Annotated in this window: 12 protein-coding genes; 8 read left to right on the top strand and 4 right to left on the bottom strand. The window is 72.8% G+C overall.

All coding sequences use genetic code 11. From position 1 onward, the window contains the following. Positions 1-6 precede the first annotated feature (6 nt). The 7 genes from kamD (at position 7) to DFJ67_RS33290 (ending at position 8,185) form a co-directional block, all read left to right on the top strand. The gene (gene kamD / locus DFJ67_RS33325; RefSeq protein ID WP_203783481.1) at positions 7-1,569 is read left to right on the top strand and encodes a lysine 5,6-aminomutase subunit alpha; all 1,563 of its coding nucleotides are present in this window, start codon (positions 7-9) and stop codon (positions 1,567-1,569) included. Beyond that, positions 1,566-2,309, top strand: a complete 744-nt coding sequence (gene kamE / locus DFJ67_RS33320) for a lysine 5,6-aminomutase subunit beta (protein WP_275407646.1) — start codon at positions 1,566-1,568, stop codon at positions 2,307-2,309. Before kamD ends, kamE begins: the two co-directional genes overlap by 4 nt. Then, a complete protein-coding gene (gene kal, locus DFJ67_RS33315; protein WP_459348953.1) occupies positions 2,306-2,686 on the top strand; it encodes a 3-aminobutyryl-CoA ammonia lyase in 381 nt (126 codons plus the stop codon). Before kamE ends, kal begins: the two co-directional genes overlap by 4 nt. Beyond that, positions 2,683-4,365 carry a glutamate mutase L gene (locus tag DFJ67_RS44110; RefSeq protein ID WP_239097125.1) on the top strand — a complete coding sequence of 561 codons (1,683 nt, stop codon included), beginning with the start codon at positions 2,683-2,685 and terminating at the stop codon, positions 4,363-4,365. Before kal ends, DFJ67_RS44110 begins: the two co-directional genes overlap by 4 nt. A 545-nt stretch (positions 4,366-4,910) precedes the next feature. Next, complete coding sequence (lnt, locus tag DFJ67_RS33300) at positions 4,911-6,707, top strand: apolipoprotein N-acyltransferase (RefSeq protein WP_409362902.1); 1,797 nt, start codon at positions 4,911-4,913, stop codon at positions 6,705-6,707. Then, on the top strand, positions 6,704-7,501 hold the full coding sequence (locus DFJ67_RS33295) for a polyprenol monophosphomannose synthase (protein ID WP_116072352.1): 798 nt from the start codon (positions 6,704-6,706) through the stop codon (positions 7,499-7,501). Before lnt ends, DFJ67_RS33295 begins: the two co-directional genes overlap by 4 nt. A 45-nt stretch (positions 7,502-7,546) precedes the next feature. After that, positions 7,547-8,185, top strand: a complete 639-nt coding sequence (locus DFJ67_RS33290) for an FxsA family protein (protein ID WP_116072350.1) — start codon at positions 7,547-7,549, stop codon at positions 8,183-8,185. A 60-nt stretch (positions 8,186-8,245) separates the two neighbouring features. Here the strand turns inward: DFJ67_RS33290 and DFJ67_RS33285 are convergent, their stop codons facing one another. The 4 genes from DFJ67_RS33285 to DFJ67_RS33270 form a co-directional block, all read right to left on the bottom strand. Then, complete coding sequence (locus DFJ67_RS33285; RefSeq protein WP_116076937.1) at positions 8,246-8,587, bottom strand: RNA polymerase-binding protein RbpA; 342 nt, start codon at positions 8,585-8,587, stop codon at positions 8,246-8,248. Positions 8,588-8,869: 282 nt separating this feature from the next. Beyond that, positions 8,870-10,051, bottom strand: coding sequence for a coiled-coil domain-containing protein (locus tag DFJ67_RS33280; protein WP_116072348.1), 1,182 nt, complete (start codon positions 10,049-10,051; stop codon positions 8,870-8,872). A gap of 146 nt (positions 10,052-10,197) precedes the next feature. Continuing rightward, entirely contained in the window at positions 10,198-10,998 is an 801-nt protein-coding gene (locus DFJ67_RS33275; RefSeq protein ID WP_116072346.1) for an ABC transporter permease, read from the bottom strand. Further along, positions 10,995-11,939: an ATP-binding cassette domain-containing protein gene (locus tag DFJ67_RS33270; RefSeq protein ID WP_116072344.1), complete on the bottom strand. Its 945-nt coding sequence runs from the start codon at positions 11,937-11,939 to the stop codon at positions 10,995-10,997. Before DFJ67_RS33270 ends, DFJ67_RS33275 begins: the two co-directional genes overlap by 4 nt. Before the next feature lie 80 nt (positions 11,940-12,019). Here DFJ67_RS33270 and DFJ67_RS33265 point away from each other — a divergent pair, with 80 nt between their 5' ends. Continuing rightward, positions 12,020-12,763: a TetR/AcrR family transcriptional regulator gene (locus tag DFJ67_RS33265; RefSeq protein ID WP_116072343.1), complete on the top strand. Its 744-nt coding sequence runs from the start codon at positions 12,020-12,022 to the stop codon at positions 12,761-12,763. Positions 12,764-12,804 lie beyond the last annotated feature (41 nt).

Below are 12,804 nucleotides of genomic sequence, written 5' to 3'. Positions count from 1 at the left end.
GAGCGGATGGCGAAGCTGGATCTCGACCCGGCCCTCGTGTCCCGGGCCCGGGAGCTGGCCCGCCGGGCCGGGCAACCGGTCGTCGACCTGGCCCGCAGCCACACGACGGTGTCGGTGGAGCGGGCGGTGCTGCGGCTGGCCGGGGTGACCGGTGCCGACCCCGACGGGATCCCGTGGGTCAACCGGCTGGTCGACGCGGTTGTCGACGAGGTCGGGTTGGCGCACGGGGTCGCGCTGCCGGTCTTCGACGCGCTGGCCCGGGAGGGCCTGACGGCGGCCGACCTGACGCTGCTGGCGCAGAAGGCGGCGGCGGGGAGCGTGCGGTTCGGCGTACCCGATGGCAAGTCAGCGACGGCGGCGCGCAAGGTGGCGCGGCGGGCGACGGCCGCGGGCCTGCGCACGATCGACCGGCGGCGGGCCGAGCGCGATCGGTTGATCAAGCGGTTCGGTGACCCCGCGCAGCGGCCGTGGATCTATCTGATCGTGGCGACCGGCGACATCTACGAGGACATTCCGCAGGCGCAGGCGGCGGCCCGGGCGGGCGCTGATGTGATCGCGGTGATCCGGTCGACGGGGCAGTCGCTGCTCGACTACGTGCCGGAGGGTCCGACCCGGGAGGGGTTCGCGGGCACCTATGCCACGCAGGAGAACTTCCGGTTGATGCGGGCGGCGTTGGACGAGTCGTCGCGGGAGCTCAAGCGTTATGTGCGGTTGACGAACTATGCGTCGGGGCTCTGCATGCCGGAGATGGCGACGCTGGCCGGGCTCGAACGGCTCGACATGATGCTCAACGATTCGATGTACGGGATCCTGTTCCGCGACATCAACCCGATCCGCACGTTCGTCGACCAGCGGTTCTCCCGGCAGGTGCACGCCCGGGCCGGGATCATCATCAACACCGGCGAGGACAACTACCTGACCACCGCCGACGCGGTCGACGAGGCGCACACGGTCACGGTGTCGCAGTTGCTCAACGAGTTCTTCGCGCACGAGGCGGGCCTGGCCGACTGGCAGCTCGGCCTCGGCCACGCGTTCGAGATCAACCCGGATGTGCCGGAGTCATTCCGGCTCGAGCTGGCGCACGCGCTGCTGGCCCGCGAGCTGTTCCCGGACGCGCCGCTGAAGTGGATGCCGCCGACCAAGCACATGACCGGCGACGTGTTCCGCGGCAACCTGCTCGACGGCTTCTTCAACCTGGCCGGGACGATGACCGGCCAGGGCATCCTGCTGGTCGGCATGATGACCGAGGCGGTCGTGACGCCGTGGCTGTCCGACCGCGACATCGCGCTGCAGAACGTGCGCTATGTGCTCAACGCGGCCGGCGGGCTGCACGAAGACTTCGTGCCGGCGCCGGGCGGGTTCATCCAGCAGCGGGCCAACCAGGTGCTGGCCTCGGCGGTGGGGTTGCTCGAGAAGATCTCCGGTGACTCGTTGTTGACCGCGATCGCGGAGGGCACGTTCGGGATCATGAAGCGGCCGCCTGACCGGGGCAAGGGGCTCTCGGGCGTCGCGCGGCACGCGGACGGCTACTTCAACCCGGCGACCGAACTGTTGGAGGCTGGGCAGTGAGCATCGTGCGGCCCTACGGGGACACCACCGGGGACGGGATGGTGCAGCTGTCGTTCACGCTGCCGCTCGCGCACGACAAGCGGGCCGAGGGTGCGGCGCTGCAGCTCGCGTCGAAGATGGGCATGGACCCGGCGATGCTGGTGCACGCGAAGCAGATGGGTGACGGGTTCACGTTCTTCGTCGTCTACGGGCGGGTCAACCACCTGGTCGACGTGTCCAAGGTCGAGGTGCTGGAGCGGTCCTACCCGCTGCTGTCGGCCAAGGAGGTCAACGCCGTGGTGAAGCGGCGGCTGCGCCGGAAACTGTCGGTGGTCGGTGCTTGTATCGGGGACGACGCACACACGGTGGGGATCGACGCGATCCTCAACGTGAAGGGGATCGCCGGCGAGAAGGGGCTGGAGTATTACCGGGAGCTGAAGGTGACCAACCTCGGCGCGCAGGTGACCGTGCCGGAGCTGATCGCGGCCGCCCAGCGGGAGCGGGCCGACGCGGTCCTGGTCTCGCAGGTGGTCACCCAACGCGACGCGCACCTGCACAACACCCGGGAGATGTCGGCGGCGTTCCGGGAGGCGCTGCCGGCCGGCAAACGGCCGCTGCTGGTGGTCGGTGGGCCGCGGTTCGACGAGACGATGGCGGGGGAGCTGGGCGTGGACCGGATCTTCGGACGGGGCACGACACCGGGTGAGGTCGCTTCCTACCTGGTGCACGCGCTGGTGGCTGAGAAGGAGGCGGTGGCGTGAAGGATCTGGTGGTCACCCATCGGCGGTATGTGCCCTACTCGCACGCCCACTACGGCGGCAACCTGGTCGACGGCGCCTACGTGATCGGCCTGTTCGGCGACGTGGCCACCGAGGTGTGCATCCGGATGGACGGCGACGAGGGCCTGTTCGCGTCCTACCAGGACATCCAGTTCCGGGCGCCGGTCCGGGCCGGTGACGTGCTCGACATCGAGGCCCGGGTGGTCGACGTGGGCAACCGCAGCCGGGTGATCGAGTTCGAATGCAGGGTGGTGTGCCGGTCGCGGCCGCAGCACGGCGCGTCGGCGGCCGAGGTGCTCGACCCGCCGGTGGTGGCCACGACGGCGATCGGCACGGTGGTCGTCCCGCCGAAGCCGTGAGCCTGGCGCTGTGCGCCGACGTCGGGTCGACCTACACGAAGGTGGTGGTCGTCGACCTCGACGGCGGCGCGGTCGTCGCGGCGGCCGACCACCCCACGACCGCGGGCACCGACGTGCTGCACGGCCTCGACGCGGCAGCGGCCGCGACCGGGGTGGTCGTTCCCCCGTCGTCCTGGTACGTCTGCTCGTCGGCCGGCGGCGGTCTGCGGCTGGCCGTGGTCGGCTACGAGTCGCTGGTCACCGCGCAGGCCGGGCACCGGGTCGGGCTGTCGGCGGGTGCCCGGGTGGTGCACGTGTCGGCGGGGCCGCTGGGTTCGCTGGCGGCGCTGCGTTCCGCGCGGCCCGATGTGGTGTTGCTGGTCGGTGGCACCGACGGCGGTGACGCGGCGGTGCTGGAACACAACGCGCGGCGGCTGGCCCGGGCGCGGTGGCGGGTGCCGGTGGTGCTGGCCGGCAACGCTGCTGTCCGCGACGAGCTGGCGGGGGTGTTGCGCTCGGCCGGGGTGCCGGTCACCGCTACGGACAATGTGCTGCCGCGGATCGGGGTGCTGGAGCCTGGGCCGGCGCGGGCGGCGATCCGGGACGTGTTCCTGTCCCATGTGATCGGTGGAAAGGGGCTCTCGCGTGGGCGGCGGTTCCCGTCGCTGGTGCGGGCGGCAACGCCCGACGCGGTGCTGACTGGCGTCGAGGTGCTGGCCGACTATCTCGGCGGCGACCTGCTGGTGGTCGACGTCGGCGGCGCCACCACCGATGTCTACTCGGTGCTCACCCCCGACGGCCGCACCGACGACGTCGCCGGCACGATGTGGCGCTCCCGGACCGTCGAAGGTGATCTCGGGATGCGCTGGAGTGCCCCAGACGTGATCAACGCCGCACTGGCCGAGCGGCTGTTGGTCGGGCCAACGGGCGCGGACGGCCCTGCGGTCCGCGCCGGGCAGGTGGGAACGCGTGGCTCGGGCACGGCCGGTCAGGCTGGCCTCACGGGCCACGCAGGGATGCGCGGCTCGGGCGCGGGCACAGACGGCCAGGCTGGCCTCACGGGCCACGCAGGGACGCGTGGCTCGGGCGCGGGCACAGACGGCCAAGCTGGCCTCACTGGCCACGCGGGGACCCCCGGACCGGACCCGGGCACGGACGGCCCCGCGGGCAACCTCGGGCCTGTGGGGACGCATGGCTCGGAGGTGGCTGCCATGGGCCCCGGGCGTTCGGCGCTCCGATTCGGCGTGGACACCCCGGAGGCGGCGCGGAACGCGGCGGGACGATCCGACGTGGATGCCGAATTCGCGGTGCTGGAAGCAGCGGCGGCCGCGCGGGCGGCGACGCCCGGGTTCGTGCCGTCGGATGACGCGGAGCGGGCCATTGACCGGCGGATCGCGGCGTTGGCCGCGACGATCGCGGTGCGGCGGCACGCCCGGGGGCCGGCCGGCCGGGCCGGACGTGATCTTCGTGACGCGCGGCTGCTGGTCGGGTCCGGTGGGGTGTTGCGGCACGCCACGCCGGGCGAGGCCAAGGAGGTCCTCGACGCCGTGCTGACCGACTTCGCAGGCGGGTGGGCGGTGCCGCGGGCGGCGACCCCCGTGATCGACGTGTCCTATGTGCTCGCGGCGGCCGGATTGCTCGCCGCGGACCATCCGAACGCGGCACGGGCGCTCCTCGATCGGCACCTGCGCGGGGCATGATCGGGCATCCGCCGACGACGATCAAACGGCCATTCCCAACACGCCGACGCGACACGCCGGGCCGCGCAATCGCGTGTCTCACAACGGTTGACACGGCCGGGGGTGTGCCGCGTACCGTCGTTGAGTCCTACACGGGAAGTGGCCTGTCGTTCGCTCATCCCTCACACCCGCTGGCCGAGCGGGGCCGGTGGTCCGCGACCATCCGGCTGCCGCGGCGGCCAGGTCCAGCGGGTCGGGGGACGGCCGGCGCGGGGCGGCGCACCGAGCCGCCACGAACGAACAGGTCGCCGATTCCGGTGTACGGGCAAGGGGGAAAGTGCGGCCAGTAGACAACGGCCCGGCGGGGGTATCCAACCGTCGTCCGGTCGGAACGAAGGTCACGCGGACAGCCTTTGCCACACCGGCCGGGGAAGGGCCTGGGAGCATCGGGGCGTGACCGCGAGGTCACGCCCCGATTTCGCGTTTCGGGGCGGCTCTGTCGGGACGGCTCGCGATCTTGGTGGTGGGCTGTCGTACCCTTCCCGCATGGGTGAGCGATGGTGACCATGGTCGAGGCGGCGCAGGAGGCTGCCGCACCGCCGGCACCCCGGCCGCTGCCGGCCCGGGCCGCCCTCCCGATGGCGATCGCCGCCGGCCTCACGCAACTGCTCGCGTTCCCCCGCTACGACCTGTGGTGGCTGGCCCCGGTCTCGGTCGCCCTGCTCGCCGCCGCCGTGCACCGGCGCCGCGCGCGGGCCGGCGCCGGCCTGGGCCTGATCACCGGGCTGGTGTTCTTCGGCCCCCTGCTGGAATGGACCAACCTGCACACCGGGGTGCTGCCCTGGGTGCTGCTGTTCGTCGCCGAGGCGCTGTTCATCGCGCTGCTCGGCGCGGCGGCCGCCTATGCGAGCCCGCTGGTCGACCGGCACCGCTGGACCTGGCCGCTGCTGACCGGGCTGCTCTGGGTCGGCCAGGAGGCCGCCCGCGACCGCACCCCGTTCGGCGGCTTCCCCTGGGGACGGCTCGCCTTCAGCCAGGGCGACTCGCCCGCGCTGCGCTTCGCCGCCCTCGGCGGCGCCCCACTGGTTACCTTCGTCGTCGCCCTCATCGGCGGCCTCCTCGTCGCCGCGGCCTGGCCGCGCGGCGGTTGGGCGCGCCGCGGCACTCCGGCCAAGGACGGATCGAAGGCAGGGACGGTGAGCCACGAGCCGGTTGAGGACGGGTCGTCACCGAGCCGCGAGCCGGCTCAGGGCCGTCCGCTAGGCGGTCCGGCATGGCGCCGCCCAGGCCGCGCCAGCGTGCTGCTCGGTGCCGGCGCCATCGCGCTCGCCGCGGCCGGGCTCCTGGTGCCGGTCGGCGGGTCCGCGAGCGGGCCGCCGGTGCGGTTCGCGATCGTGCAGGGCAACGTGCCGCGGCTCGGCCTCGACTTCAACGCCCAGCGCCGCGCCGTCCTCGACAATCACGTCAACGGCACCGTCGAGCTGGCCGGGCGGGTCACCACCGGGCAGGCGCAGCAGCCCGACCTGGTCATCTGGCCGGAGAACTCCAGCGACGTCGACCCGTTCCTCGACCCGCAGGCAGCCGCCGAGATCAGCCGCGCCGCTGACTCGATCAAGGCGCCGATCCTGGTCGGCGCGGTGCTGCGCGGCCCGGGCGAGAACCAGGTCCGCAACGCCGGCGTGGTCTGGCTGCCGGGACAGGGGCCCGACGAGTCCCGGATGTATATCAAGCGGCATCCGGTGCCGTTCGCCGAATACATCCCGCTGCGGAACATCGCGCGGATGGTCAGCAAAGAGGTCGACCGGGTCCGGTCCGACTTCGTCGCCGGCACTACACCGGGTGTGCTCGACATGGGTCCGGCCACCGTCGGCGACGTGATCTGCTTCGAAGTGGCCTACGACGGGATCGTCCGCGATACGGTGACCGGCGGCGCCGGGATCCTCGCGGTGCAGACCAACAACGCCACGTTCGACGAGTCCGAGGCCCGGCAGCAGCTCGCCATGGTCCGGCTCCGGGCCGTCGAGCACGGCCGTGACGCGCTGATGGCCTCGACAGTGGGTGTGTCGGGGTTCGTCGGCACCGACGGATCGGTGCGCCAGGAAACGGGCTTCAACACCCCGGGTGTCCTGGTCGCCGAGATGACTCCACGCGCAACGCGTACGCTTGCTACGCAGTTGGGGTATTGGCCCGAGATGGTGTTGTCCGGTCTCGCCGTGGCCGCGTTGGTCGCCGCGACCGTGATCCGGCGCCGGCCTGTCCACGCGACACCCAGCGCCATCGGGCCGGAGTTGAGCACATCGGCGACACCTCAGATCAAGACGGCGGCGGACGAGGCCGGCGGGACGCGAACGGAGTCAGGGTGAGCGAGGGCAACACGCCGGGCGGCGACGTGACGGAGGGCTACCCGGGTGTCGGACGGGTGCTTGTCGTGGTGCCGACCTACAACGAGGCGGACAACCTCGAGATCATCGTCGGCCGGATCCGGCGGGCCGTGAACGCGGCCGAGATCCTGGTCGCCGACGACAACAGCCCCGACGGGACCGGCGCGATCGCCGACCGGCTGGCCGCCGAAGACCCGCACATCCACGTGCTGCACCGGCCCGGCAAGCAGGGCCTGGGCGCCGCCTACGTGCAGGGTTTCCGGTGGGCGATCGACCACGGCTACGACGCCGTCGTCGAGATGGACGCCGACGGCTCGCACGCCCCCGAACAGCTTCCGGTGCTCCTCGACGCCGCCCGCACCGCCGACGCCGTGATCGGCTCCCGGTGGACGCCCGGCGGCAAGGTGGTCAACTGGCCCTGGCACCGGTTCGTGATCTCGCGGGTCGGCAACACCTACGTGCGCCTGGCGCTGGGCATGCCGCACGGCGACGCGACCGGCGGCTACCGGGTCTACAAGATCCCGGTGCTCGAGAAGATCGACTTCGAGACGGTGGCGTCACAGGGCTATTCGTTCCAGGTCGAGCTGACGTGGCGTACCCACAAAGCCGGATTCAAGATCGTCGAGGTGCCGATCACGTTCGCCGAGCGCGAGCGGGGCGCCAGCAAGATGAGCTCGTCGATCGTGCGCGAAGCGCTGATGCGGGTCACCGTGTGGGGCCTGCGGTCCCGCCGTGACGCGCTGTTCGGCCGCCGCGACACCAACGCCAAACCCTGACACGACCCTGACGCCAGGCGTGCGTACGCGTGTCATGCTGGATTGATGCGACGAGGAAGGCTGGCCCGCTGGCTGCCGTTGGCGATTCTGATCACCGCGGTGGTCGAGATCGCCGTGTTCGTGCTGGTCGCACATTGGATCGGCTTCGGTTTCACGGTGCTGCTGGTGCTGGCCGCCTCGGCGGCGGGCGTGTTGCTGCTGCGCCGCGAGGGAATGCGGGCGTGGCGGGGCTTCAGGGCCGCCGCTGATGCCGGGCAACCTCCGGGCAACCAGGTCACCGACGGTCTCGTGGGGCTCGGCGCCGGCGTGCTGCTGGCGACTCCGGGCCTGGTCACGGCCGCGCTCGGGATCCTGCTGGCGTTGCCGCCCGGTCGGCAGCTCGCGCGGCTGGTGACCCGGCGGGCGACCGAGCGGCGGATCTCCTCCGCCGCGGCCGGCGACCTGTTCGGCCCGCGCCGGGTCCGGGTGCGCCGTGGTGCGCCCCGCCCGCCGGACGACGGCGGGTCCGGCCCCGGCCGTGGCCCTGGCCCTGGTCCGACCGTGACCGGTCCTGGTCCGACCGTGACGGGTCCGGCCGAGCCCGGCCCTGCGCGCGTCCACACGACGACGCCGACCAGCACCGGCGAGCCTGGTCCGGTGATCGAGGGCGAGGTCGTCGAGGGCGAGATCGTGGAGCGCCGCTGACTTTGGCATGAAAAAGCTCCCGCACCCCAGCCAAGGGGTGCGGGAGCTTTTTTGCTAGCTCTACTTGCCGCCGCGTCGGGCCCGAACCTCTTCGAGCCGCTCCGCCAGGATGTCCTCGAGCTCGGCGATGGAACGCCGCTCCAGGAGCATGTCCCAGTGGGTACGCGGGGGCTTGGTCTTCTTCTGCTCCGGCTCGCTGCCGTCGACCAGGCGAGCCACGCTGCCGTCGAACTTGCATTCCCAGGTCATCGGGACCTCGGCGTCGACCGCGAACGGCACCTCGAACTGGTGCCCCTTCGCGCACAGGTACTCGCGGGTCTGACGCGGGGCGAGCTCGGTGTTGCGGTCGGATTCGTAGCTGACTGCGCCTAGTCGGCTGCCGCGCAGCATGCGCTCGCCCATGATCGGCTCTTCCCCTCGGTCGTCTTGCTTGTCGTCCACACGAAACAACGACGGGCGAACCCGGAAAGATTCCCGGCGCCCACGCGCGTCCCGCTCCTTACAAAGGTACGTCGTCGTAAACGGTCAGAGCGTAGCGGCAGACGCGACTTCATGAGCGATTTCACGGCGACGCGTGCCAGGAGTTTTCCGGACCATTGATCCGATTGTCCGTCATGTCCCTAGGTAAACGGCCGTTCAGCGGATGCGATCTGCGTCACCGGCGCCGAACGGCCATCCTGATCGTCAGTGCGCAATGGGCTGCGCCGGCAGGTCAGCTGTGGATGGCGGGGTCGTGGCGGCGCGGTTCGCGCCCAGGGTGGCAAGGGCGGTGGCGAGGTCACCGACCTGGCCGGCGAGCTGCGCCGCCCGGTCACGGGCGGCGTCCCGCTCGGCGGTGGCGTCTTTGAGCCGGGCGCGGAGATCTTCCTGCGCGGCCTCGGCCGCGGCTCGGGCCTGCCGCAGGTCCTGCTCGCGCTCCTTGGCCCGGTCGCGTTCGGCGGCCAGCTCCCGCTCGGCGGCGCGGGCCTCGTCGGTGGCCGCCCGGACCGCGGCGCGCGCGTCTTCGGTGGCCGCTTGGGCCGCGGCGCGCGCCTCTTCGCTGGCCGCTTGGGCGGCGGTGCGGGCCTCTTCCGTGGCTGCTTCGGCCGCGGCGGTCGCGGTGCGGGCCTCGGCGGCGGTGCGGTTGGCGGTCTCGGCCTCGGCCTGGAACCGGGCGGCCTGGTCGAGCGCTGCGGCGGCGGCCTCGGCGGCGCGGCGGGCGTCGGCGCGGGCGGTGTCCCGGTCCCGGGTCAGGTCGGCGACCTGACGGCCGGCCGAGTCCAGCTCGCCCCGCAGCGCCCGGACGTCCCGTCGGGCGGCGTCCCGGTCGGCCTCGGCCTGGGCCCGCAGAGCGGTCGCGGCGGACGCGGCCTGCTGCGCGGCGTCGCGGAGCCGCTCGGCCTCGCGGGCGACGGCGGTGGCCTCGTCCGCCTGCCGGCGCGCGGCCTCGGCCCGGTCCTTGGCGGCGGCCGCGTCGCGGCGGGCACCGTCGCGTTCCTGGCGGGCCGCGTTGGCGTCGGCGGCGGTCTGCTCGGCGGCCTGGCGGGCATCGTCGCGCGCGGTCTGCGCGGCCGCGACTGCGGTGGCGGCCTCGGCGCGTATCTGCGCGATCTGGCTCTCCACCCCCGCCGGCGACAGCTCCGCGTGCAGGGCGTCGGAGAGCGTCTCGACGACCTGATCGAGCCGGTCGACGACCTCCCAGGTGCGGGCGATCTGACCGGTCAGCCCGGGCGCGCCACGCTGGCGCATCCGCGCGTTGCGGGACGCCTTCTGGCACTCGCCGTCGTTGTCGCGGCAGTAGCGGAAGGGCCGGCCCGCACCGACGTTCTGGGCAACGGGGCGGCCACAGTGGGCGCAGGGCCGGGTATCGGCTTCGACGGTGTCCACGGTGAACGCACGCTACCGACCCGAGTGCCCCGGCGCGTCACGCCGCGCCGCGCCGTCAACCCTCGCGCCGCAGACGGCCGTGTGCGGTCGGCGACGCCTCCGGAGGCGGAGCCTTCGACCAGGCTCCACCTCCGCGACACACCGCGCTAGCGGTCCAGGTTGCGGTAGCGGTGGACGGACAGCGGCCAGAAGATCGCGATCAGCAGCGTCGGCCACACGATCGCCATCAGGATCGCGTGTTGTTCCACCCACGACGAGCCGCCCCAGCCTGGGTTGTCGAACAACTCCCGGGCCGCGCCCACTGTCGACGAGAGCGGGTTCCACGACGCGATCGCGCCCAGCCACCCTGGCATGCTCGACGGCGCCGAGAAGGTGTTGGACAGGAAGCCCAGCGGCCAGACCAGGATCTGCACCGCCACCAGGGCGCCCTCGCCGCGGACGATCAGGCCCAGGTAGATGCCGATCCAGAGCATCGCGAAGCGGAGCAGGAGCAGCAGGCCGAACGCGCCCAGGGCCGCCGCCAGGCCCGAATGCCACCGCCACCCGATGGCCAGCCCGCACAGCACCAGCGCGGCCAGCGAGACCACCGCGTTGAGCAGGTCGGCCACGCTGCGGCCGACGACCACCGCCGACGAGGCCATCGGCATCGAGCGGAAACGGTCCGTGACGCCCCGGGACACGTCCGTCTTGATCGCCTGGAAGGTGCCCTCCAGGCCGAACACCATGGTCAGCGCCAGCGTCCCCGGGATCAGGAACTCGCGGTAACCCGCGGCCCCGGAGCCGCCGGGGACCGCCATGCCGCCGCCCAGCAGGTAGCCGAACATCAGCACGATCATCACCGGGAACAGCAGGCCGATCACGACCTGGGCCGGTTGCCTCGCCCAGTGGTCCAGGTCGCGGCGGGTCAGGGTGGCGCCGTCGGCGAGCGCCCAGCGCAGCCGGTTCATGCCGCCACCCGCTCGCGGCCGGTCAGGTGCAGGAAGACCTCGTCGAGGGTGGGCCGGCGCAGGGTCACGTCCTCGACTGCGATCCCGGCGTCGCCGAGGCCGCGTACCACCGCGGTCAACGCCGCCATCCGGTCCGCGACCGCGACGCCCACGCGGCGGTCGTCCACCGACGTGTCCGGGGTGTTCCCGGTGATCCGCTCCAGCAGCGCCGCCGCGGCCGGCAGGTCCGCCGCCGCGGCGACGACCAGGTCGATGCGGTCGCCGCCGAGTTGCGACTTCAGCGCCGCCGGCGTGCCCGACGCGACCACCGTGCCGTGGTCGATCACCGTGACGTGGTCGGCGAGCCGGTCGACCTCCTCCAGGTATTGCGTCGTGAGCAGCACCGTCGTGCCGGCCGCGACCAGGGTGCGGACCGCGTCCCAGACCTCGGTGCGGCTGCGCGGGTCCAGGCCCGTGGTCGGCTCGTCGAGGAACAGCACCGGCGGCGCCGTGATCAGGCTCGCCGCGAGGTCGAGCCGCCGGCGCATCCCGCCCGAATAGGTGCTGACCGCCCGCGAGCCCGTGTCGGCCAGGCCGAAGCGGGACAGCAGGTCCGACGCACGCTGCCGCGCCTCCGCCGCGCCCAGGTGGTAGAGCCGGCCGAACATCTCCAGGTTCTGCCGGCCCGACAGGATCTCGTCGACGGCCGCGTGCTGGCCGACGAGGCCGATGTTGGCGCGCACCCGGTCGGGGTCGCGGCCGACGTCGAAGCCGGCCACCGTCGCCGTGCCGCCGGTCGGGCGTAGCAGCGTGGTCAAGATCCGGACCAGGGTGGTCTTGCCCGCGCCGTTCGGGCCGAGCAGCCCGTGCACGGAACCCGCCGGCACCGCCAGGTCGACGCCCGCGAGCGCGTCGACCGTGCCGAACCGGCGGCGCAGGCCCTGCGCCGTCACAACATCCATGGGCCACCCCTTATGATCGGTACGCTGTACGGAGCACTCCGTACGGCGTACGGTACACCGTACGGAACGAGGTGCCAACGATGGCTGTCGAATACACCGGAACCGGCGACCCGGCGCGGAGCATGGCGCTGCTCTGGCGCGCCGCCGACCGGGAAGGGCGCACCGGGCTGTCGGTCGACCGGATCGTCGCTGCCGCCATCGCGCTCGCCGACGGCGACGGGCTCGCGGCCCTGTCGATGCGCAAGGTCGCCGACCGGCTCGGTGTGGGCGCGATGTCGCTCTACACCTACGTCCCCGGCAAGGGCGAGCTGGTCGACCTGATGATCGACCAGGTGCTCGGCGAGATCGACCGGCCGGAGCTGCCCGGCGACTGGCGCGCCCGCCTCGAGCACGTCGCCCGCGGCAACCTCGCCCTCTACCGCGCCCACCCGTGGCTGCTCCAGGTCGGCACCGCCCGCCCGCCGATGGGGCCCAACCTGCTGGCCAAATACGACTACGAGCTCGGCGCGCTCGACGGCACCGGGCTCTCCGATGTGGACATCGACACGCTGCTGACCTCGGTGCTGGCCTACGTCACCGGCGCCGGGCAGGCGGCCGTCGAGGCGGCCCAGGCGCCGGCGCGCAGCGGGATGAGCGACGACCAGTGGTGGGAGGTGCAGGGCCCGCTGCTGGAGAAGGTGTTCGACCCGCAGCGCTTCCCGCTCGCGGCCCGGGTCGGCGCCGCCGCCGGCGAGGAATACGGCCTCGGCGACCCCGACCGCGTGTTCGACTTCGGCCTGCAACGCCTGTTGGACGGCATCGAGGCCTTCATCAGAAAGCACTGAAACCGGGATGCCGGCCCCACCGTCGCCCGGATACCGTGGCC

Origin of the sequence: Asanoa ferruginea, assembly GCF_003387075.1 — a bacterium.
Taxonomy (GTDB): Bacteria; Actinomycetota; Actinomycetes; order Mycobacteriales; family Micromonosporaceae; genus Asanoa; species Asanoa ferruginea.
Note: the sequence above shows the minus strand (reverse complement) of the source record. Positions and strands in the feature narration are given on the sequence as shown.